At 53.9% G+C, this 22988-nt stretch carries 19 protein-coding genes; 9 read left to right on the top strand and 10 right to left on the bottom strand.

The features are described 5' to 3' along the window. Positions 1–149 precede the first annotated feature (149 nt). From KIS77_09350 to KIS77_09360, 3 genes are all read right to left on the bottom strand, one after another. A complete protein-coding gene (locus tag KIS77_09350; protein MCW5922539.1) occupies positions 150–755 on the bottom strand; it encodes a glucosaminidase domain-containing protein in 606 nt (201 codons plus the stop codon). 326 nt (positions 756–1081) lie between these two features. After that, positions 1082–2626 carry a glycosyltransferase gene (locus KIS77_09355; protein ID MCW5922540.1) on the bottom strand — a complete coding sequence of 515 codons (1545 nt, stop codon included), beginning with the start codon at positions 2624–2626 and terminating at the stop codon, positions 1082–1084. Positions 2627–2826: 200 nt separating this feature from the next. Beyond that, complete coding sequence (locus tag KIS77_09360; GenBank protein ID MCW5922541.1) at positions 2827–3534, bottom strand: glycosyltransferase family 2 protein; 708 nt, start codon at positions 3532–3534, stop codon at positions 2827–2829. Between the two features lie 253 nt (positions 3535–3787). On the opposite strand from KIS77_09360, the gene KIS77_09365 reads away from it, so the two are divergent. Continuing rightward, the gene (locus KIS77_09365; GenBank protein MCW5922542.1) at positions 3788–3946 is read left to right on the top strand and encodes a hypothetical protein; all 159 of its coding nucleotides are present in this window, start codon (positions 3788–3790) and stop codon (positions 3944–3946) included. A 65-nt stretch (positions 3947–4011) separates the two neighbouring features. On the opposite strand, the gene KIS77_09370 is transcribed toward KIS77_09365, so the two are convergent. Continuing rightward, on the bottom strand, positions 4012–4773 hold the full coding sequence (locus KIS77_09370; protein ID MCW5922543.1) for a cyclase family protein: 762 nt from the start codon (positions 4771–4773) through the stop codon (positions 4012–4014). 86 nt (positions 4774–4859) lie between these two features. Here KIS77_09370 and KIS77_09375 point away from each other — a divergent pair, with 86 nt between their 5' ends. Then, the gene (locus KIS77_09375; GenBank protein ID MCW5922544.1) at positions 4860–7442 is read left to right on the top strand and encodes a zinc carboxypeptidase; all 2583 of its coding nucleotides are present in this window, start codon (positions 4860–4862) and stop codon (positions 7440–7442) included. Positions 7443–7636: 194 nt separating this feature from the next. Here KIS77_09375 and KIS77_09380 read toward each other — a convergent pair whose 3' ends face one another. Next, complete coding sequence (locus tag KIS77_09380; GenBank protein ID MCW5922545.1) at positions 7637–7957, bottom strand: hypothetical protein; 321 nt, start codon at positions 7955–7957, stop codon at positions 7637–7639. An 85-nt stretch (positions 7958–8042) separates the two neighbouring features. Beyond that, complete coding sequence (locus KIS77_09385; protein ID MCW5922546.1) at positions 8043–8489, bottom strand: hypothetical protein; 447 nt, start codon at positions 8487–8489, stop codon at positions 8043–8045. A gap of 21 nt (positions 8490–8510) precedes the next feature. Between KIS77_09385 and KIS77_09390 the strand changes: the two genes are divergently transcribed. Together KIS77_09390 and KIS77_09395 are read left to right on the top strand one after the other, a co-directional pair. Continuing rightward, complete coding sequence (locus tag KIS77_09390) at positions 8511–8825, top strand: hypothetical protein (GenBank protein ID MCW5922547.1); 315 nt, start codon at positions 8511–8513, stop codon at positions 8823–8825. Between the two features lie 650 nt (positions 8826–9475). Continuing rightward, entirely contained in the window at positions 9476–10942 is a 1467-nt protein-coding gene (locus KIS77_09395) for a hypothetical protein (protein ID MCW5922548.1), read from the top strand. Positions 10943–10948: 6 nt separating this feature from the next. Here the strand turns inward: KIS77_09395 and KIS77_09400 are convergent, their stop codons facing one another. Further along, entirely contained in the window at positions 10949–12241 is a 1293-nt protein-coding gene (locus KIS77_09400; GenBank protein MCW5922549.1) for a bifunctional folylpolyglutamate synthase/dihydrofolate synthase, read from the bottom strand. Between the two features lie 97 nt (positions 12242–12338). Here KIS77_09400 and KIS77_09405 point away from each other — a divergent pair, with 97 nt between their 5' ends. Then, positions 12339–13388, top strand: a complete 1050-nt coding sequence (locus KIS77_09405) for a glycosyltransferase (protein MCW5922550.1) — start codon at positions 12339–12341, stop codon at positions 13386–13388. A gap of 105 nt (positions 13389–13493) precedes the next feature. On the opposite strand, the gene KIS77_09410 is transcribed toward KIS77_09405, so the two are convergent. After that, positions 13494–15563, bottom strand: a complete 2070-nt coding sequence (locus tag KIS77_09410) for a S9 family peptidase (protein ID MCW5922551.1) — start codon at positions 15561–15563, stop codon at positions 13494–13496. Positions 15564–15695: 132 nt separating this feature from the next. On the opposite strand from KIS77_09410, the gene KIS77_09415 reads away from it, so the two are divergent. The 3 genes from KIS77_09415 (at position 15696) to rsgA (ending at position 18389) form a co-directional block, all read left to right on the top strand. Continuing rightward, positions 15696–15839, top strand: a complete 144-nt coding sequence (locus tag KIS77_09415) for a hypothetical protein (protein ID MCW5922552.1) — start codon at positions 15696–15698, stop codon at positions 15837–15839. 15 nt (positions 15840–15854) lie between these two features. Then, complete coding sequence (locus KIS77_09420; GenBank protein ID MCW5922553.1) at positions 15855–17003, top strand: hypothetical protein; 1149 nt, start codon at positions 15855–15857, stop codon at positions 17001–17003. 435 nt (positions 17004–17438) lie between these two features. Continuing rightward, the gene (gene rsgA / locus KIS77_09425) at positions 17439–18389 is read left to right on the top strand and encodes a ribosome small subunit-dependent GTPase A (protein MCW5922554.1); all 951 of its coding nucleotides are present in this window, start codon (positions 17439–17441) and stop codon (positions 18387–18389) included. 9 nt (positions 18390–18398) lie between these two features. On the opposite strand, the gene KIS77_09430 is transcribed toward rsgA, so the two are convergent. Continuing rightward, entirely contained in the window at positions 18399–20099 is a 1701-nt protein-coding gene (locus KIS77_09430; GenBank protein MCW5922555.1) for a hypothetical protein, read from the bottom strand. 392 nt (positions 20100–20491) lie between these two features. Here KIS77_09430 and KIS77_09435 point away from each other — a divergent pair, with 392 nt between their 5' ends. Continuing rightward, the gene (locus KIS77_09435) at positions 20492–21628 is read left to right on the top strand and encodes an FAD-binding oxidoreductase (GenBank protein MCW5922556.1); all 1137 of its coding nucleotides are present in this window, start codon (positions 20492–20494) and stop codon (positions 21626–21628) included. Between the two features lie 42 nt (positions 21629–21670). Here the strand turns inward: KIS77_09435 and KIS77_09440 are convergent, their stop codons facing one another. Next, a complete protein-coding gene (locus tag KIS77_09440) occupies positions 21671–22948 on the bottom strand; it encodes a replication-associated recombination protein A (protein MCW5922557.1) in 1278 nt (425 codons plus the stop codon). Between the last annotated feature and the right edge of the window lie 40 nt (positions 22949–22988).

The raw sequence follows: 22988 nt of genomic DNA on the forward strand, positions 1-22988 counted from the left end.
TTGATTTGGATAAAAAGACACGAAGGGAAAATGACGGGAACACACACACGTTCCGCTCCTTCAAGTGCGGGCGAATGTATCTCATCCCTCATTTATGAAAATGGAGATTGTGCGGATTTGGCAAGAGATAAGCAAAAATTGGGGGGCATTCACTCCGATTCGGAATGCGGCATATACATCCACATTTCCTCTTCGCCCGGCAGCATGGGGAAGTCGGCATCGCCAGTGTTTGCGCTTTCAAACTCGCTAGGCATGTTGCGCTGAACGGTGCGGGCGACGGCTATCAGCACGTCGGCATAGTTGGGTGCGGTGGCATAGCCCGCCTTTTGCACCTCGCGGAAAAACCGCTCCGGGTCTTTGCCGTTGGCGACCGCCTGCGCGTAGCGCGGGTTTTTCAAGAACAAATGGGCGTGTTCGAGAAAACTGCCCGCAGGCGTGTCGAACTTGCGAAACCAGTCGCGCACCGTGTATTTCCATTTGTTGAACTTGTCGCTCCACACCACCGAAATCACTTCCGGGAACAGGTGGTGCGCGTTCGGGTTTTTGAGATACTCGGTGGTGACGATGAGCTGGCCTTTGCCTGTCTTGCCTTTGTCGGGGTCTTTCACCCCAAAAAACATATTGCCGGGAGCTTTTTCGCCCCAGCCGCTTTCCAAGGCTGCTTGGGCGAGTATGGCGGCGGCGCTGATGCCTGTGGCGGCTTCGGTTTCCAGGGCATAGGGCAGATACGCTTTGACAAAATCGTTGGGTCGCATAAGTAGGAGGGTTTTAGAATGGACTTGTTGTGGTGGACAAGTGAAGCGGGTTGGATGCGATTAGTCATTCGCGTGTGTGAGATGACCCGAATTGGGGTTGTTTTTTCGGAATGGCCCGCGCAACCATTGGGTACCATATAGCTATCAGACGTTGTCGTGCCATTGAAAATCAATTGCAAGGTTAGGTGCGCTGCAATTCAATGAGATTTCTCTTGTCTGACTATGGTGGCAAAGGAACAAAAACTTCCAAGAAAAAAGCCCTGCTCCGAGAAAACCGGGCAGGGCTTTGATATGCTGAATAGCTCAAAAAATGGTTGTTTTGTCAATCAACGCAACCGCAGGTGTTTCAATGAGTAGTAGAAGATGGTGGCGAAGCCAAACGACAACATCGAATGGAAGAGAATGAACGCCGTGTTGTCCGTCACGATGCCGACCACGGCAGCCGCTGCAAACACCAACGCCATGATGCCTTCGGCGATAGTGACCCAAGAGATTTTCTTGGCCTTGTACGCTGCTTTTTGCGTGCTTGCCGGTTGCTGGTCAGTGGAGCCATATTTGGGGGTGCGCACGAACGCCGACACTTTGCCACGCAGCCCTTCGATGACGGCGACGGCATTGTAAAGCGACAACCCGAGCGACATGGGCAAAAAGGAAATGAACAGGCCAAAAAAGCGTACTTTTTCCCAGAAGGTGGGCGGTGCGGTGCGGTTGAGCGCAGCCGTGATATTGGCGGTGTATGAAATGGCCGCCACGGAGAAAAGGCCCAACACCGAGAACGAAAGGAAGTGCGTGGAGATGCCCAATTGCTGGAAGGCAAATGCGAGCGGTATGCTGCTCACCGCGGCGATAAACACCCACAAGAACACGCCGTAGGCCAACAGTTGGCTGATGGCGTGCATTTTTTGGATGCCGGTGAGTTTGTTGGTGTTCCACACGAGCTTTAACAGCTTGCGCACGTTTTGCGCGCCGCCTTTGTTCCAGCGGAATTGTTGGCCTTTCAAGGCGTTCATGTCTTCGGGCAGCTCGGCCGGGCTGCCGAGTTTTTCCAGATACTGGATTTTATAGCCCATGATTTGGGCGCGAAAGCTCAAATCAAGGTCTTCCGTGAGCGTGTCGCTTTGCCAGCCGCCAGCTTCGTTGATGACGTTTTTGCGCCACACGCCTGCCGTGCCGTTGAACTGGAGCAGCAGGTTGCCGTAGGAGCGGCCAGCCTGCTCTACCGTGAAATGGACGTTCAATTGCAGTGCCTGCAATTTGGTCAACATGCTGTGGTCGGCGTTGATGTGCTCCCAACGCGTTTGCACGATGCCTACTTTTGGGTCTTCAAAATAGGCCATAGTGGTGCGCAGAAAATCGGGACGCGGGGTGAAATCGGCATCAAAAATGGCGATAAAGTCGCCATTAGCTTTGGGCATGGCCTCTTGCAACGCGCCAGCCTTGTAGCCCTGGCGATTGACGCGGTGGATGTGCTCGATGTTGAACCCTTTGGCTTTGTACTCGGCCACTTTGGCTGCCACGATGCCAACCGTCTCGTCGGTGGAGTCGTCGAGTATCTGGATTTCAAATTTGTCTTTCGGATACTCCTGCGCGGCCACATAGTCAATGATGCGCTCTGCGACATACATTTCATTGTACATCGGGAGTTGCACGGTCACGAAAGGTGCATTCTCGTCTTGTGGGCCGTATTGTTTGTATTGAATCTTCGGGTTTTCCTTGTGGAACCGCTTGTAGAGATACAACAAATGAAATTGCAGGAGCGCGTAAATGGTCACGCCGCTCATGGCGAGAAAGTAAATGAGGAGCATCAGGTAGCCAAAATCAACGAAAGCCTGATACTTGAATGCTTCGAAGAGCGAATGAAGACCGTACATATTAAGTTTAGGATGTGTTGTGTGTAGGTAGGAAGTTGATTTGCGATTTGGGATTTTGGATTTGGGATTTTGGATTTACGAATGTTCCGAAGTGTCCGAGTATCGTCATAGATTGTTGATTTCGGAAGCGATGAGTTTTCACATTGAAAAGAACTTCGCAAGACATCACCAATCGTAATTCGTCAATCGTAATTCGTCAATCAAAAAAGGTATTTGAAAATGGTCGTCACAATCTTCCATCCGGCCAAAATCGCTCCCTTCACCGTGCCGGAAACCTTGCTGTGCCCCGCAGCTCTTTTGCGATAGCTGACGGGGACTTCAGTGCAGCGCAATTTTTGCTTGGCAGCCTTGATTTGCATTTCCACCGTCCAGCCAAAATTGCGGTCGCGCATCCCCAACGCTTTCAATTTGTCCCATCGAATCGCCCGAAACGGCCCCAAGTCACTAAACCGATAGCCATAAAACCATCGGATGAGCAGCGGTGCGAGCCAGTTGCCAAATCGCTGCGGGAAGGTCATTGCGCCTTTTTCCATGCCTCCCAATCGCCGCGAACCGATGACCATATCCATCCCCGCTGTCAAAATCGGAGCAACCACTTTGGGCAACTCTTCCGGGTAGTCTGAATAGTCTCCATCCAAGAACACTACTATTTCGGGCTGTTCGGACGGGGGTAGGCTTTGCAAGTAACGCATCCCGGCGAGGCAGGCATTTCCGTAGCCTCGTTCGGGTTGACTTACCAGGTGTGCGCCTGCCGCTTTTGCCACTTCCGCCGTGCGGTCGGTGGAGCCGTTGTCGCACACCACCACCTGTCGCACCCATGTTTTCGGAAGGGCTGCCAACACCAACGGGAGGGCTTCTTCCTCGTTCCAAGCAGGAATCAGCACATCAATTGTATGTTTTTGCCTCATTTCGTACTGATTCCCAATGCGTGAGCGTCGTACCTCAAAAATTTGCCTCACCACTGGCATTCGGCGTGAAAGTGCCTTTGCACTAAGGCGAGGCAAAAGTAACGACGGGCGTTAAGAGAAAGTTAAAAACGGTTAAGATTTTGAAGTTAAAGTTTTGCAAACAAACGGCATAGCCTGCGGGCAAGGGTATTCGACGAAGCGTGGAGGCGCAGCGATGTTGTTTTCGCGACCCAAATCATCTTCCGAAACGCCCATGCAACTGCCACTCAGGATTTTGAACACGGGCTTTGTTTTCTCTATTCGCAAAATGATATTTCAAAAGCGAATCAAACACGCGGTTGTTTTCCACCCCTCTGCTTTGGGTGGCACGGAGGGCAAAGTCCATTTGCGCGAGGATTTTTCCAAAGAATGACGGGCTGTTAAAAAATTAACGTTTGGGTCGAGGGCAAGAGGGTTCTCTTGGCCCCGGAAATTATTTTAGGGCGAGACAGCGCATCGAAAAAGAATGGGTCTCGACGGGCTTGCGTCCAAATCGAACGATGCGGTTTGCAGATTCAACAGGTAAAAACCGTCCTTGACTTCGTTGGGCGCATATATCAACTCCGTGATGGTGCAGTGCTTGCGGATGGCCGTGGAGGGATATTGCCAGAACGCCCGATGCGCCAGCAGTTGGCCGCCGTCTTCCTCGCGGTCAACGGAAGGCAAATCAAGCAGAAGGTGCTGCACCCCACATTCCACCAGATAGTTGGCCGCTTCGTGATGCAAATAAGGCGGGTTCGCACCGGAGTAGTTGGTGCGCGTCTTCAACTCGTCGTTGGGCAAGGTTCTGACAATGAGTGCTTCCGCTTCGTTTTTTTCAAACAGCGATTCGAGTTGTGCGCGAAAAATCACGCGGTCGCCACCGTCAGTTTTTTGCGGGTAAACGCTCACCAATTTTGCCCAAAAATGTGATTCAAGCAGACAGTCGCGCAGCACATAACGTTCTTGGGCGATGTGCCCGACGCACTCGGTGTGCGTGCCGTTGCCATGCGGGTTGAAGCGAACGTTGAAAAAATTGAGCAGCCCACCTTGCGCCGTGCTGCCCACAAAATCACCCGCCACCACTGGCCAGTATTCCACGGGCGGCGCGTGAAAACAGTTGACGTTTTCCAGTCCCTCCCTAAGCAAAATGGACAAGTCTATTGGTTGCGAAAGGTCGGCTGTGAATTGTTTCTCTTGACGGGTGAAGGTGGCTTGCATGGTCGTGACTCGGAAGTTTTGCAGGGGCGAAGATGAAAAATGATGCTTCAAATTTGCCGTACATTCCCCCCCAAATTGATTTTTTGATGGAAAAACTTGCTGCTCTGCGGCTTTCTGCTGCCATTCTGCTGTTGGGTTTTGTGGCTTCATGCTGCCCGGTTTTTGCCCAAAACGGCCCTTCTCTTGGCTATTATTTGCCTAAGGCAAACTACAACCCCGCTATTCCAACCCCGGCGTCCTACCTCGGATGGGAACCGGGTGAGTGGCACGTCAGCCACGACCAATTGGTTGGCTATATGCGCGAATTGGCCAGAACGAGCGAGCGCGTGGCCTTGCAAGAATATGGGCGTTCGCACGAAGGGCGGCCTCTGCTGTGTCTTTTCATCACGGATGCCAGCAATCACGCTCGATTGGAGGAAATCAAAACGGTGCGCGGTCAATTGGCCGACCCTTCTCAGAGCGGGAAATTGGATGCGAAAAGCTTGCCGGCGGTGAATTACATGGGCTACTCCATTCATGGCAACGAGGCCAGCGGCAGCAATGCCGCCTTGCTTGTGGCCTACCACCTCGCCGCGGCGCAAAGCACGGAAGTGGAACAATTGCTGCTCAACACGGTCATCCTACTCGACCCCTGCTTCAATCCCGATGGCTTGCAGCGGTTCTCCTCTTGGGTCAACAGCCGACGCAGTTTGCATGGCTCTGCCGACCCAGCAGGCGACGAATTCAACGAACCCTGGCCGCGTGGACGCTACAACCATTACTGGTTCGACCTCAATCGCGACTGGCTCGTGGCCCAACAGCCCGAAAGTGGCGGGCGTGTGGCGCTCTTCCAAGCATGGCGCCCCAATGTGCTGACCGACCACCACGAAATGGGCAGTAACGCCACTTTCTTTTTCCAGCCCGGCATCCCCTCCCGCGTCCATCCGCTCACGCCCGACAAAAATCAGGAGCTGACCGCCAAAATAGCGACCTACCACGCGCGGCTTCTTTCAGAGCATCGGGTGCTGTTTTACACCAAGGAAAGCTTCGACGATTTCTACTATGGAAAGGGTTCTACCTATCCCGACGTGCAGGGCAGCATCGGCATTTTGTTCGAACAGGCCAGCAGCCGAGGCAGTGCGCAAGAAACCGACAATGGCTTGCTGACTTTTCCTTATTCCATCAAAAACCAAGTATTGGCCTCTCTTTCCACTTTGAAGGCTGTGGGTGAGATGCGTGTCGAATTGAACGAATACCTCCGCGATTTTTACAAAACAGCCATCGAGGCGGCGCGGAAGGACGAGGTGAAAGGGTATCTATTTGCCGACAACCGCGACTTGCCGGGGCGCGAGCTGCTCAACCTGCTGATGCGCCACCGAATAGAGGTGCGCAACTTGGCAGGAAAAGCAGTGGTAGAGGGGCGCGCTTACGAGGCAGGCAACGCTTTCTGGGTGCCGTGCGAACAAGCACAGTATCGCCTCGTGAAAGCCATTTTTGAGCGGCGCACCAACTTTCAGGACAGTGTTTTCTACGACATATCGGCTTGGACGCTGCCCGATGCCTTCGGCGTGGATTGGGCGGCGGTGAAGAGCAAGGATTTTGACCCGCGTTGGGTGAGCCAACAAGCGGGGGTGGGTCTGACCTCGCGCTATGGGGTTTCGCGCATGGCCACGCCTGCTTATGCCTACGTCGTGGGAGCGGTGGGCTACGAATTGCCGATGGTGTTGAGTCAATTGCTCAAGGAGGGCATTCGGGTGAAAGTGGCCATGAAGCCTTTCGAGGTGGGCGGACGGCGTTTCGCTGCTGGCAGCCTTGTGGTGCCGGCGGAGAAACAACCGCTCGACGAGGACTCGCTTCTTCGACGCATGAACGAGCTCGGCAGCGTGCTACCCGTTTTCCCCGTCGCCAACGGCATGGCCTCAGATGGCCCCGATTTGGGCAGCAGCAATTTCCCTGCGGTGCGTCAGCCCAAGGTGCTGATGTTGACTGGCGAAGGCATCACTCCCGAGTCGGCTGGGGAGATTTGGCATCTGCTCGACACCCGCTACGCCCTGCCGGTCACTATGGTGAACACGGAGCGTTTTTCAGAACTCAACCTGTTGAAATACAACGTCGTGATACTGCCCAGCGGCACTTACAGCAAAGGCGTTTTTTCCGATAAAATCCGCGAGTTTGCCAGCAATGGCGGCACGGTGGTAGCGGTAGGGGGAGCATTGCGGTGGCTCAAAAGCGCCGGTCTTGTGGGGCTTGAATTCCGCAACGCCACTTACGACCAACCCGCTCGCCGCCCATACGATATGGTGGGCGACGACCGGGGCGCACGGCGCATGGCAGGCTCTATTTTTGAGGCGGAACTTGACTTGACGCATCCCGTATGCTTCGGCTACGAAAGCCCGCGATTGCCCATGTTCCTGAGCGACACGCTTTTCGTCGAGACCACCAAAAACCCCTACGCCACCCCCGCCGTATTTACCGCCAACCCTTTGCTGGCAGGGTACATACATCCCAAACAGCAGCCCTTGGTGGCCCAGTCGGCGGCGGTCACGGTGGGGAGTCTCGGCAGAGGGCGCGTGGTGTGCTTTGCGGGGAATCCGAATTTCCGCGCTTTTTGGTACGGTACCAACCGGATGTTTGCCAATGCTATTTTTTTCGGAAACCTGGTGAGCGGCGAGGCGGCTGAACGGAAATAATTCGGGCTGCCTCGGTGGGCTTCATTGTTTGAAAACACGTCCGGGTTTCGTGCTCCCAACGAACCATCCTCTACTTCGCGCAGCATCTGTTCAAAATCGAGGAGAGCAATCATGGTGAACTGACAAATCCCAGCTAACAAAGGTGTTTTTTCAAATGAGGCCCCAAGGCAGCCCGTGGCATATCCTTCGAAGTATCAGGCATCGAAACCGTCAAAAATCATGGCGAGCAAGGTGGATGCCAATACCCCGACAACAATGAAAGGCTCATCAAACATCTGTTTGGCAATACCACTGAGCATCACGGAGAATATCAGTTTCGTGCGAAACGGCACGCTGCGTGCCTTGCTCAGTTGTTGTTCCTTTTCCTCCAATTCTCTACGGTGGCGTTCTTGCTCCATCTTTCGCTCCATTTCCGACCTGTCAAGTTGGTTTTTGAGGTTGCCTATCCACGATAGCAGGGGGGCTATCAAAAATAGCATCACGCCCCCCACCATCCAAATTGTGATGTCATTCATGGCTGAGTTGTGATTGAAGTGAGAAATTTTGTCCGGCTGAATGGGGCCTACCCGCAAGCGACATGTTCGGATAGGCCCCCGATAGTCAATAAGGCAAGATAGGCGTTCCGCCCTCTCGTCTCTCAGTGGGTGCTGCGGGCTTTGTCACGTTTCTTTTTGTCACGTTTCGGTTCGTTTCGACTATCACCCACGGGTTCCATATATCGCTGATGTTGAAAAACTCGCTCAATTGGCCGCTGACTTCAAGCTCGTCGCCCATAGAGGGCATCGGCGCATCGAATGGCACAGTGACCATCAGTGTGTTTCCTTCTGTGTCGCGCAGGTAGTAGAGGTTCAGTACAACGAAAGCCAGTTTGTCAATGACTTTTCCGGTCACGGTGACGCAATGGTGGTGGTAGCGGCTGCTGTTCAGTTCGAGCTCCTTGAAGGATTGCTCTTGCGTGGGTGGGCAATGTTGTGTGGCGCAGGTCAAGTAGTGAAAAATCAGCAGCAGGCACACAGCAATTTGAAAGAGGAAGGCTAATGCTCGCATGGTTTGGTTGTGTGTTTGAAAGTGGAGAAAGGTTTTTGCCCGGTCTTTCGGGGCAAAGGCGTGGAGGCCAACGTCGCTCGCGCATCGTTGAAAGGGCTAATTGACGGCAGGCATTGGCCGGAAGCCATTCGACAGCAGCCTCGACCCGCGACCAACGTAGGCGCCGAGGGCTGCAAAAAGGCGAAAAGGCGTAGGGAAAAGGTGCTTAAGGTGGGATACGGTAGAGGGACGGCATGGCTTGAAAATTTTTCGCCCCGCAAAGCACTAAATGTGCAGACAGCAAGTATTTTTGTGCGCTATTATCAACTGCTGCCCCAATATGCGGGGTTTCGGTGAAAGGATGAGACCTGCTTTTTTCGGTGTTGGCGCACCCTTAAAAGCGGGTCTTTTTCATTTGCGCTCATGGGCTTTTTCTTGGATTAACCCGTGCTTGCCGCGACATGATGTTTTGTCAAACATCGGGGACATAATGTTGTGTTCCCGAAGGCGCTTCAAAGTTGCGAAAATTCTCTGCTTGTCAGAAATTTCAGCATTTTGTCGGAAAAACACTGCTCTTCCACAACAAACCTTCGACAAGCGCGAGCAGAGAAGCGGCTTTCATGCAGCTCGTCCGAATTGGAACCTTCAAACCACCTCTCGCTCGCATAGTGGGCAATAGGACTTGGCTGGGGATAACAGGGTGTCGTTTGGCAGAATCGGGCGATGCGCCCGATGTTGAAGTTTCGATAAGTCAATAAAAATCAGAATAATTGTCCGAAAAAACATGATACAAAACTACATGAGGCCTTCGAGTGGGCAAATTTTAGAAATTTGTTTGTTTCGCGCAACTGTTTTGCTAGGCTGAGTCCCACATATCAAGCAAAATTTTTTTCCGATTTGTGGAATAAATGCCTTTTGTTTGCAAGAACTTTTTTAGCAAAGTGCTGTTTCGTTTAATACTTTTCTCGAAAAGAAGCACCCCCTTTCCAGCAAACCATCTGCTCCTCATGGCTCGCCGACAAAAACTCTCCGCTGCCGAATTCACTCGATTGTTCGACAAAATACTTGAGCGATATTTGGGCAGGATTGACTACAATGAAGTCGAAAAAAATGCCTCTGCCTTCTTTGGCTTTCGGGAGCACGACCCTTTTCCCGTGGACGAATACTCGATAGCGGCGCCCGAAAACGCCATGAGCCTAAAAAAGGCGATGGTGACGGACGAAGAGGTGTTTGATTACCTCACAAAAATTTTCAAGCGCGACATCCCCAAGAGCAGGTGGAGGGAAGGCATTGATGCCAAGCATTTTTTCAACGGGCAAAATCTTTACAACAAATACAGGGAAGTTTTCAAGGCGAAGAACAAAGAGTGCACCTTGCAGGAGCCTTATTCGGATGCTTACGCCATGTTCGCCGGCTACGACAGCCTCCCAGATTTTTTGCAAAAAAGCGCCGCTGCGTCAAGGGTGTCGCAAACGACCCAAGTGACCCATTATCGAGCGTTTTTCTACTCTTACAGAAGCCACGATGTGCGCGAGTTTACGTTGCAGATTGATTGGGGCAAAGAGCCGTTCGTCATCAAGCAGAAAGGATTTCACGACCTGAATCAGGAGCCAGAATATGTGGGCACGGCCACCTTGGTAGGTGGGAAAATACACGCCATGCTGACGGACGAAGACTCTGGCGACCAGATGAAGCTCATCATCAGCTCTGGCTATGAGCCTCAGAAAAGAGAGGCTATGTTGTGCGCCGTGCAGGCCGTCTCGTCCTACAAGGACCATTACCCGATGTGTTGCGAGGCTATTTTAGTTCGCGAAGACCGCATCATGTCCCCTTCGGAGGAGCTGCGCGTGAAACGTTATCTTTTTTCCCACCGATACAATTTCAAAGTAAAGGATGAGGAAATAAGCCTCGATTTTTTGGAGGCAAAGCGCCGCGACGTGGATATGATTGACTACCTCGCGGGTTGTTATTATCGAGTTTGGCGTTTCGACGAGGACTACAACATCGTGCAATCGGTGCTGCACATCAACGAGTATTACAAGGGCACTTGCTACACCAGCCACTATCACCGCGACATCTTCAACGAACAGGTTTGCCTCATAGAGGTCAACGTGAGTGATGCGCTGCGCAGCCAAACGCTCTGCATCTCCACGCACCCGCGACGCGGCTCCATCCTGCTCTCCTACATGATGCTCAACTTCCCGCCGCACACCGATAGCAAGACGATGGGCGGTATAATATGCCTTACGGGGCACGGATATGCCACGGTGCGCTCCATCGCCCTGATGAAGGACGAGGCCATTGACGCGAATTTTGACCGAAGCCTGCTGAGGAGTTTTTCCTTCGACGAAGCGATTAAGGAGGTGAAAAACAACCCATCGCTAAAACCCCTTTTCGACAAACTATTGGAAGAGGAAATGCGAAGCACCAAGCCGGAACCCGTCCGCCGATACTTCAGCGAGCAATTTGGATAGCGCGCCCTACAACACTTCCGCCACCACGAAAATGCTTCCTATGACCACAATCATATCCTCCGGCGCGGCAGCGCGTTTGGCGGCTTTCAAAGCGTTTTTTACGGAGGAATAGGCGCTGCCGTGCAGCCCGTGCGCGGCAGCCCGTGCGCGCAGCATTTGCGCGTCCAAGCCGCGAGGTATGTTGGCTTTCGCAAAATAATAACCAGCCTCGCGGGGAAAACACCTCAGCGCCTTGTCCACGTCTTTGTCATTCACAAACCCCGTGACGATGTGCAATCGGCGCGGCGTGGTATCTTCGGTGATTTTCTCAAATGCCAGCCGAAGACCCGCCTCGTTGTGGGCGCTATCGCACAGGATGGTGGGGCGCGTGCCGATGATTTGCCAGCGCCCCATGAAGCGGGTAAATTCCCTGACGTGCCGCAACCCCTCGCGCAGATGATGGAGATGCAGGGGTAGCGCCTCGCGGCTCAGCACTTCCACAGCTTGAATGGCGGTGGCCAGATTGCGCGACTGAAATGGCCCTGCGGCCTGCATCTCCAAGTTTTCGAGGTATAGTTTTTCGTCTTTAAAAACATCGTAGAAGGAATGCCCCCAGGCGTCGCTTCTTTTTTCCACCGCCAGAAAATGTTGGTCGGCAAAAATGATGGGGGATTCCGTCTCGGCGGCTTTTTTCAAAAAAACAGGGGCGGACTCCGGGTGTGTCTCCCCCACGACGACGGGAACGCGAGGCTTGATGATGCCTGCCTTTTCAAAGGCGATTTGTGGCAGCGTGTCGCCGAGCATATTCTGGTGGTCGTAGCTGATGTTGGTAATCACGCTCAACAGCGGCTCTATGACGTTGGTGCTGTCCAAGCGCCCCCCAAGCCCTACCTCTATGATGGCCACATCTACCCGTTGGCGGGCAAAGTGGTCGAACGCCATGGCGACGCAGAGCTCGAAAAAAGAGGGTTGGATGCGCTCGATAGCTTCGCGGTGGTTGGCCACGAAATCCGCCACTTCTTGCCGGGCGATGTAGTGGCCATCGACTTTGATTCTTTCCCTGAAATCCTTGTAGTGTGGGCTGATGTAAAGCCCTGTTTTCAGGCCGGCGGCTTGGCACACGGCGGCCAAAAGGTGGCTCACCGAGCCTTTTCCATTGGTGCCGCCCACATGGATGCTCTTGAAGGCCCGGTGTGGGTTGCCCAAATGCTCGCACAATGCGAGGGTGTTCGTCAAATCTTTTTTGAAAGCTGCCGCACCGACGCGGTGATACATGGGCAGCTGCGCGTAGAGGAAGTCGAGCGTTTTGCGGTACGTCATGGCGGGACAAAATTGAGTATTTTTCCGCTGCTATTGTTGCGCCGTTCCGGGGAGATATTCGCACATTTGCCACAAAGGGTTGACACAATATCTTTGAATGAAAATTCTCTTGGTTAGCGATAGCAAAATCCCAATAACTACTTACGATGATGCGGAGCGCGTGCTTTGGTGGTTGGGCAAAGCCTTAGTGAAAATGGGGCACAAAGTGGTTTTTTTAGCCAAAAAAGACTCAAAATGCCCGTTTGCGGAAGTGTTGCCTTACGACGAAAAAAAACCGCTCGACGAGCAGATTCCCGCCGATACCGACCTTGTTCACTTTCACTGTGAGCCGCTGTCGCCTATCTCAAAACCTTGGCTCGCCACCTTTCACGGCAATGCCTCAGAACCACGCGCCTTCGACCGCAACACGGTGTTCGTGTCGGCCAAACACGCATGGCTTCACGGTGGCACCGAATATGTGCATCACGGGATTGATTTCGAGGAATACGGCTCGCCCGAAATGGGCAATCACCGAATGTTTTTTCACTTCCTCGGCAACGCGGCATGGCGCAGCAAAAACGTGCGCGGCGCTATTGACATCGCGTCGAAAGTGGGGGCGAGGTTGCACGTCGTGGGCGGCACGAGGGTCAACTTTCGCAAGGGCCTGCGCATCACGCTCAGTCCCAACGTCCGATTTCATGGCGTGCTCAATCCTGAGGGGCGCAATGCCCTTCTCAACAGCTCGAAGGGGCTGATTTTCCCGGCCATCTGGCACGAGCCTTTTGGGCTGGCGGTGGCGGAAAGCCTCTATTTCGGCTGCCCGGTGTTTGGCACTCCCTACGGCGCGTTGCCCGAACTCTTGGGCAAAAAAATTCACCTCGACAATGGTCGAAAGCCCCATAGTGGCAACGGCGTGGTGGAGGCTTTTTACTGCGATTTTGGGTGCCTATCCGTAAAAAAATCCGAGTTGGTGGAAGCGGTGCGTCACGCCGAGACATTTGACCGAGCCAAATGCCACGAATATGCCCGCGAGCATTTCTCCGCGGCCCGCATGGCGCAGGACTATCTCGTGCTGTACGAGCGCGTGCTCAATGGGGCCCCGATTCACCCCGAACCACCTACGAGCATGGAAGTGCCGGGGGATATGTTTCTCCCTTTCGGAGATTAGAAACTGTTTCACACCTCACATCGCCAAGCTTTGGGCATAAGTGGCGAGGCATGACCGTTTTGTGAACGGTCATGCCTCATCTACGCGATTCCGGGCCAATCGTTTTCAATAAATCACCTGCATTTTCATATTCCAAAGCATAAAACTCAGAATATCAGCGGCCTCGTCGAGCAATTTGCTCGTCGGCTTGCCAGCCCCGTGTCCCGCGCTGGTCTCGATTCGGATGAGCGTCGGGTTGTCGCCCTGTTGATGTTCTTGCAAGGTGGCGGCGTATTTAAAAGAGTGAGCTGGCACCACCCGGTCGTCGTGGTCGGCAGTGGTGATGAGCGTGGCCGGATAAGCCGTTTTTTTGATGTTGTGAAGCGGTGAGTATTTGACCAAGCAGGGGAATTCCTCCTTGTTGTCGCTGCGGCCATAGTCGGTCGCCCAAGCATAGCCGATGGTAAACTTGTGATAGCGCAGCATATCCAACACACCTACTGCCGGGAAACAAACTTTGAAAAGTTCGGGGCGTTGGGTCATGCAAGCGCCCACGAGCAGGCCGCCGTTGGAGCCGCCCATGATGGCGAGCCGCTCGCTGGAGGTGTATTTTTTTTCGAGCAAAAACTCGGCGGCGGCTATGAAATCGTCAAACACGTTTTGCTTGCGGCATTTGGTGCCTGCCTCGTGCCATTTCTCGCCAAACTCGCCGCCACCGCGAATGTTGGCCACCGCGTAAATCCCGTTGTTTTCGATCAAAGCCATGCGCGACGGATTGAAAGCCGGTGTCACGGAAATGTTGAAACCACCGTAGCCATACAGGAGCGTCGGGTTGGAGCCGTCGAACGCGATATTTTTCTTGCGGGTGACGAACATGGGCACTTTCGTGCCATCCTTGCTGGCATACCACACTTGCTCGGTGGTGAAAGCATCGGGGTTGAAATCAAGTTTGGGCGCTTTGAACACCTTGATTTCCAGAGAATTCATGTCCAACGAATAAATCGTGGTGGGGCGCAAAAACGAGGTGAAACTGAAAAATGCCTGCTGTTCGTCTTTTTTGCCACTCACGCCGCCCACCGTGCCGATTTCGGGCAACTTCACCTCCTTGAGCAATTTGCCCTGCAAGTCGAATACCCGCAAGGCGCTCGAAGCATCGTGTAGGTAGCTGCACACGATTTTGCCGCCGCAGACTGCCGCGCCTTGCAACACGTCCGCCGTGTCTTCCGGCACAAGGGTCTCCCAGTTTTCCTGTTTGGGGTTGTTGGTGTTCACGAGGATGAGGCGCTGGTTGGGAGCGTCGTGGTTGGTCAGTATCAGTAGTTTGTCCTCGATGTTGTCCACCACCGCGAAATCTTTCTCGAAGGTGGTCGCTATCGGCATGAAGGCGGCTTTGTCTTTTGTCAGGTCTTTGAACTGAAGGGTGTTGCCGCTGGTGCTTTCCCAGCCCACCACGCAGAGGAAACGCTCGTCGTCGGTAGTGGCGGCGCCAAACGAGCGGTCTGGATGCGCTCTGTCGCCGTAAATCAGCTTGTCGGCGCTTTGCTCGGTGCCTAACTGGTGGAAATAGACCGCGCCAAATTTGTTGGCTGCCGTGAGCGCGGCGCCTTCGGTAGGCTGTGGGAAGCGGGTGTAGTAGAACCCGTTGCCCTGCCAAGCGATGGCGGAGAATTTGACCCACTCGATTTGGTCGGGCAGCATAAGGCCGGTTTGCAGGTCTTTCACCAGAATCGTGCGCCAGTCAGAACCGCCTTTTGAGATGCTGTAAGCGAGATAGCGCCCGTCTTTTGAGAAATCGAGCTCGCCCAGCGACGTGGTGCCGTCGGGGCTAAACGTGTTGGGGTCGAGCACCATTTTGGCCTCGCTGTTGGGATTGTCCTGCACATAGAGCACGCTCTGGTTTTGAAGGCCATCGTTTTTGAAAAAATAGTACTTCCCGCCTTCCTTGAACGGGGTGCCGAATTTTTCGTAGTTCCAGATTTGCTCCAGCCGCGTGCGAATTTTTTCGCGGTAAGGAATCTGGCTCAAATAGCCGAACGTGACGACGTTCTGTTTTTGCACCCAGTCCTTCGTCTCGTCGCTCTGGTCGTCTTCGAGCCAGCGATAGGGGTCTTTGATTTTTGTGCCAAAATAATCGTCCGTCACGCTCGTGTCTTTCCGCGTGGCGGGATAGGTGACTGGTATTTTGGTAAATTCCATCGTTTTGGCAGGTGCTTGCTTGTTGCCCGAATTGCAGGCGGTTAGAAGTAAAACAAGAGAAAAAACGAGATAAACTGTGGAAAAACGTTTCATTAGCGAAAAAGAAAAGGCAAGTGAAAAATGGTTGAGCGAATGGTCAAGGGCAACTCTGTTTTTGTCATGCTGGCTAAATCCGCCCAGAATGGCAAGCGCAAGGTCTATAATGCCCCCAACGACGCTTACTTTTGCCGCGAAATTAGAACTTGCCCTGCTTTTCAGCCCCACATTCCGCCCTGAATCGTCTTTTTGCTTATGAACTACCGATTTCTTCCGCTCATCGTCATGGCTTGCGGTTTTTTCGCAGGCACCACGCTGACCGCGCAAAACAACGCCATCGCCCTGCCCGACACCTTGCCCGCGCTGGATAGCCTCCCCGATTGGGACCTCTCGGTGCTGGCGGTCAATATCTCGAATGTCGCCAGACAACTCGAACCCGACTTCGCGCAGGCGGCCTCTTCTGCCACCGCCGAACGCGAGACGGCTGAACAGGCTTGGAAAACGGCCAAACAGGATACCCTCACCCCCAAAACCACACTCGACTCCCTGGCGGCCATCCTCAAAAATGCCAAAAGCGCGGAAAAAACAGCCCAGAAAAATCACAAACAAGCCACGCAAACCCTCGCCTTCGCCGAAAAAGTAGCCAACATGGATGCGGCCAACCAACGCAAAAACCTCCGAAAGGCACACAAGCAGGTGCAGGAACTCGATGCGCTGCTCCACCCGCCTGCCGAAAAACCCATTGCCGATATGCTCGGCACGACGGGGGTGGGCGATTCGGTCGTCGTGACAACCGACAGCGCATCGGTCGCGCAGCGCAAGGGAAAAGAGAAAAAGCCCGGCAAGCCCGGCCCGAAATACAAACCCTACGACCCCGCCGACGATGTGTTGCGCAACCCGCCGCAGCGACCTTGCGCCCTGGCCGTGAGCACACGCGACGAGTTTTCGGGGGAAACCTACCGCGAAACGCAGCGCGTGGAGCTCTTTCGCTACACCAATGCGGTGATGAAAAAAATACTGCCGCCCGACCAACCGCATATCCTGTGCGAAGGTGCCCTTTCGAGCGGTGGCTCGCTGGTGAGTTTGCACCTTCATTTTCGCATTCAGGATGCCAATGCCCGACGCACTTTCGGCTCGCTGGGGCGCAACAGCGTGGCGATTCTGAAATTCATAGATGGCACCACTTTCACCTTAGTCAACCTGCGCAACGACGAGGGCACGTTCGACCCCTCTGGCCAATCTGTCAGCTATCGCGCACAATATGCTTTGGATGCGTCTATCGTGAAAAAAATTCGCAAAAACGAGCTCGACAAAATCCGCGTGGCCTGGGGCACGGGCTATGAGGACTATGAGGTGCAGGGGGTGGATGCGCTGATGTGGGTGGGGCGGTGCTTGTTTGAGTGACCACACACATTTTCCAAGAAGCGGTGGAACGAGTGGCCGGGCTTGGCGCTTCACTCCGCCGCGCCGTTGTTGGCGGAATGCCAACAGCGACACCAATCTGTTCAAATCCGGGGAGAGCAATAGATTTGTTGCGGTGGAGGCCTTTGGCGAAGGGAAAGCCCTTTTTCCGACTGGCTTCGTTAAATTTTTCGCCGAATATGCCCGATTTCGACTGCAAAACTTGCCTTGCCAGTCGAAAAAATGACAATCCCCTTCACTCAAAGCCCTCCACCGCAACAACTCTATTATCGCGCACCTCCTATCAATTTTTCGGGGCGCTGCCCCTGTCTAAGGTTTTCACAAAAAAAGGATTTATCGCATCAAAGGAACGCTTCCTAACAATGGAGTGTTGGGAGCGGTTACATTTGCCCTCTCTGAGGCAAAGCCATTGCGAATATGCAAACCGGAACCGTCATAAAATCCACTGGCAGCTGGTACAACGTCCGAATGGACGAGACCCGCGAAGTGCTGCAATGTCGCATCGTCGGCAAATTCCGCCTCGACGATGTGCCTCTCACTAACCCCGTCGCCGTCGGCGACCGCGTGGAGGTGCTGCCTGAAGGCTCTGGACAAGGGCTGATAAAAACCATCCTTCCGCGCCGCAACTATGTGGTGCGCCAATCGCCACGCCGCAAACACGACCTGCATCTGCTGGCGGCCAACATAGACCAAGCCGTGCTCATCACCACCATCGTGCAGCCTACCCTCAAACCGGGCTTCATTGACCGTTTCCTCGTGATGACCGAACGCGACGAAATCCCCGTCACCATCGTGTTCAACAAAGCCGATTTGTACGACGAAGCCGCTATGGAAACCTTCGGCGAAATGAAGGAAGTGTATGAAAAAATCGGCTACGGCATCCTGCTGACCTCAGTGCCGCAGGGCATTGGGCTAGAGCACTTCAAACATCTGTTGAAAGACAAAACCACGCTCATGAGCGGACAATCGGGTGTGGGCAAGAGCAGCCTTGTGAACGCCATTCAGCCCCATCTCCAACTCCGCACGGGCGACATCAGCGATTACTCCGGCAAAGGCCAACACACCACGACGTTCGCCGAAATGTTCGACCTCGACTTTGGCGGCGCTCTCATTGACACGCCCGGCATCAAAACACTGGCCTTCAACGACAAAGACAAGGCTAACATCGCCCACAGCTTCCGCGAGTTTTTTGCCCTGTCCGAGCACTGCAAGTTTGGCGGCGCTTGCCTACATCGCAACGAGCCGGGCTGCGCCGTGCATGAGGCACTGCGCCAAGGCGAGGTGAGCGAACTGCGCTACCTGAATTATTTGGGCTTGCTCGACGAGGTGGAAGAGCAAAACTACTGGGAAAGACAAAAGACTTTTTGAGCCGCGTGCTTATTTTAGTGGCAAATCCACTGCCTTCACCACGCGCCCCACGGGATACATGCGGTGCGATGGCTCGTACCATGGCGATTTGCGATACACCCAATCCAACTGAGCCGAGGCACTGGCGGCAAACTCTGGGTCGGCGGCGCGTTTCGCCTCCAACTCGGCTCGCACGGCGGGGTTTTCTTTCAAAAACTGCGCGGCCAAATCTTCAAAAACGTAGGCTGAGAAATACTCCTTCTGCATGAGGATGGGGTCGAAAAAATTCCAAGCCACCCAAGAGTCGGGTGCGTTTGGCTCGAGCGTTTCGAGCAAATAGCGGTTGGCGTTTTGGTTGGTGAAAATGACAAAATCGCCTTTGTGGAATTTTCGCCGCATCGTCTTTTTCTCCGATTGAATGTTGTAATGGAAATAGTGCCCCTCCCAATGGTTGCGTGTTTTGAAATCCCGGATGAAGTAGGTCTCCGTCTCTATCTCTACGTCTTTTTTCAACTGATACATTTCCACCTCGTTGATTCGGAGGCGCTCCAACACGTTTTCCCATGCTTGGGGGATGATGTAGGCATACGGTTTTTCGACCGTGACTTGGGGCTTGAAGTAATTGTAGTAGGGAATCGGTTTTTCGTACGGCTCGGAGCGGTCGTACCACAGGCGCGGCAGCCCGCTCACCTCCGAGGGTTTGTATTTGGCCGCGTAGCCTTTGAAATGGAGCGTGTCGCGTCGGTTGGGGTCTAGGGTCCATTCGATGACAAATGCTCGCTTGGTGCGGGTGCGCTCGAAGGCTTCGGCGCGTGCTTTGCCGAGTGCTTGGGAGTGGGCGATGATGAATTTGACCACCACATCCATGAAGTGATAATTGCTCCACAGCCTGTCGGCGAAAGGTTTGAGCATGTGGGTTTCGGGCATGAAGCCTATGGTGTTCCAGAGGGAGGCATAGCCGGTGGAGTATCGGCCATAGTCGCAAAAGCCGCTGATGCCGCTGTCGGGCGTTTCGCCGGGGCCATCCACGTAAGGTATCATTTCCCAGTTGCGCTTTTTCATTTCGCCGTAGAGGGCGGGCAGCATTGTTTCCTGCAAAAACGAGCCGAGCGGGGCCTCCAGTTTGTCGTGTTGGGTGGCAATCAGCGTCATGGTGTATTGGTAATCGGCGCCATTGCTGGTGTGGTTGTCCACAAAGATATCGGGCATCCAAGTTTGGAAAATGTGGTTGAAGGTGCGGGCATTGCGCGAATCGCACTTCACGAAGTCGCGGTTGAGGTCGTAGTTGCGGGCATTGCCGCGAAATCCGTAGGATTCGGGGCCATCCTGATTGGCGCGGCTGAATGAGTTGCGGTTGAGGCAGCCATCCACATTATAGACTGGAATGACGACGATGACCAGGTCTTTCAGGAGTTTGAGGAGTTTTGGGTCGCCCAGATAGTCGCGCAGCAGCAGGATGGTCGCGTCAATTCCCTCCGGTTCGCCGGGGTGTATGCCGTTGTTGATGAGCAGGATGCGCTTGCCGGAGCGCCGTATTTTTTGTGGGTCGAACTCTCCGCTGACCGAGAGCACTGCCATGTGCAGCGGCTCTCCGCTGTCGGTGCTACCGACGGTCGTCAGGTTGAAAATAGCCGGGTATGCCTTCGCCATTTTCTTGTAGCAAGCGATGATTTCGGCGTAGGTGAGGGTTTGGTTGGGATTGGTCTCAAACGGAATGGTGAATAGCGGCATAGGACGCGAGGTTTTGCAGTTTGTGAGTGGCAATAAGAGCAAGAGGAGACAGGATGTGCGCATTTTTGGAGGGCGAAGGTCGGGGATTTGGGGAAAAGTGCAACTCCTCGCGCCCGCGTTCACATTTCCTTTCGAGAACGAAGCAATGCCGGCGATTTTTACTTTGGTGGATTTGAAAATATCCAGCCGTCTTTGACACCTCTTTCAAACCAAAAATGACTGATAATCTGTTGAAAATAAAACACTGTGTCCTCCCTGTCTCTGTGTTTTCTTATTGTCTCCATTGGGATGGCATAGTTTTCCAAACATACTCGGTGTAGCATATTGCCCCATTCTCAAATTAGCACCTTGCCCCATTCTCAAATTAGCGCATTACCCCATTCCTTTGCGGTATGCAACGTTTTGACTTTGTCGTCATCGGGGGGGGCATCTTCGGGTGTTATGCCGCGCTCTATCTCGCCAAAAAGGGAGCGCGTGTGGCATTGTTGGAAAAAGAATCGCGGTTGTTCCAGAAAGCGTCTTTGGTCAATCAAGCAAGGCTGCATGGGGGGTATCATTATCCGCGCAGCATTGCCACGGCGGCGCTGAGCGACGAACACAAGGAGCGTTTCACTGCCGAGCATCGTCAATTCGTCAATTTTGCTTTTGAAAAATACTACGCTATTGACCGGTTTGGCTCCTTCACTGCTCCCTTGCAATTCGAGCGTTTCTGCCAATATCTCCACATCCGTTGCGAGCGCGTGCCTACGCATCCGCTGTTCAATTTCAATCGCTTGGAGGCACTGTACCTGACGGAGGAATACTCGTTCGACCCTGTGTTGCTCCGAGAGTTTTACCGCAGCCAAGTGGAAAACACGCTGGGCATCACCGTTTTTAAAAACACGCAAGTCCACCAAGCCACCCCCCAAGGTCATACATGGCTCATCGAAACCCTCGCTACCCCGTCCGCTGCGCTTGGCCGAGCAAGCCTCCAAACCCCCGTCGTCATCAATGCCACCTATGCCGCCACCAATGCCGTGAATCGGCTTTTTGGCGTGGATGATTTGGCACTGACTCACGAGATTTCGGAAATTGCTTTTGTGGCTTCCCCGCAGTTTGCGGGCAAAGGATTGACGGTGATGGATGGGCCTTTTGGCTCGATTATGCCTTATGGGCTGAGTGGGTTGCTGTCGCTTTCGTCGGTTGCTTACACGCACCACAAAATCAGTTACGACAACTTGCCGCGTTTCGACTGTCAGGTGGCCGACGACCCGCGCTGTCGCCCGGGAGCACCGGGTATTTGCACCGAGTGCCCGCGTCGGCCCGATAGCAATGCGTACAAGATGCTTGCCCAGATGCGGCAGTATTTCAGCGACGCGGTGCAGTTCGAGCATCTGTTCTCTTATTTCACTATCAAGTCGAAATTGAAAGCCAGTTACATTGACGACGGACGGCCGACGGAGATTTCCCTATTGCGCTCCGAGCCTCGTTTTTACTGCTTGTTTGCGGGAAAAATCAACTCGATTTATGAAGTGGAAAAAATCATGTGAATACAGCTGCTGCCACTGACCGTACGCGGGGTGCTAGGCGAACTAATACCCATACTTTCCTTTCCAATCTGCTTTCAGTTTTGCTCGTGTCCGCTCCTCGGTGGGGTTTTGCCCCGGCTCATAGAGGATGGTTCCGTCTATTGCTTCTGGCAGGTTGTCCTGCTGCACAAAGTTGCCCTCAAAGTCGTGCGCGTATTGATAGCCGGAGCCGTAGTTGAGTTCTTTCATCAGTTTTGTCGGCGCGTTGCGCAGGTGAAGCGGCACGGGCAAGCTGCCCGTTTGTCGCACCACTCCAGCCGCTTTTTCGATGGCGAGGTAAGCCGAGTTGCTCTTGGGAGAGGTGGCGAGGTAGATGGCGCATTGGGAGAGAATGATGCGTGCCTCGGGCATCCCAATCATGCGAATCGCATCCATGGTGGTGGTGGCAAGCAACAAGGCGTTTGGGTTGGCGAGGCCCACGTCTTCAGCGGCGAGGATGACCATGCGCCGTGCGATGAACTCGATGTCTTCGCCGCCGTCCAACATTCGCGCCAACCAATATACCGCGGCGTTGGGGTCGCTGCCGCGCATACTTTTGATGAAGGCAGAGATGATGTCGTAGTGTTGCTCGCCCGTCTTGTCGTAGAGTGCGGCGTTCTGTTGGATGAGTTCGCGCACCATTTCGTTCGTGATGCGGAATGGGGCATCTCCTGCGGGGCGATAGTTGGCGATTAGTTCGAGTGCATTGAGCAGTCTGCGGGCATCGCCGCCCGAATAGAGCAAGAGCGCGTCGTATTCCTCGATTTCGATGTGTTGGTTTTTCAAAGACTCGTCGCGTGCGAGCGCCCGATTCACCAAGCCGATGAGCTCGTCTTTGGTCAGGTGCTGCATGACATACACCTGACAGCGCGACAGCAGCGCGGGGATGACCTCAAAGGATGGGTTCTCGGTGGTGGCACCGATGAGGGTCACGATGCCTTTTTCCACCGCGCCGAGCAGCGCATCCTGCTGACTCTTGGAGAACCGGTGGATTTCGTCAATGAACAGTATCGCGCCTCTTTGTTGGAACAAATTCTGCTTGTCGGCACTCTCGATGGCTTCGCGGATATCCTTCACGCCAGCATTGATGGCCGATAGCTGAAAAAAGGGCTTGTTGAGCAATTTGGCTACCAGTTGCGCCAATGTCGTTTTGCCCACGCCGGGTGGCCCCCAAAGGATGAAAGAGGGGATTTTGCCACGCTCGATGGCTTGCCGCAACACTGCCCCTTCGCCCACAAGGTGTTCTTGGCCAACGAATTCGGCGAGGGTCAGGGGGCGCATCCGTTCAGCGAGTGGTGTCATAAGCGATGGGCAAGAGATGTTTAGGAAGGCAGCGAAAGCG

The organism is Saprospiraceae bacterium (assembly GCA_026129545.1).
GTDB lineage: Bacteria > Bacteroidota > Bacteroidia > Chitinophagales > Saprospiraceae > M3007.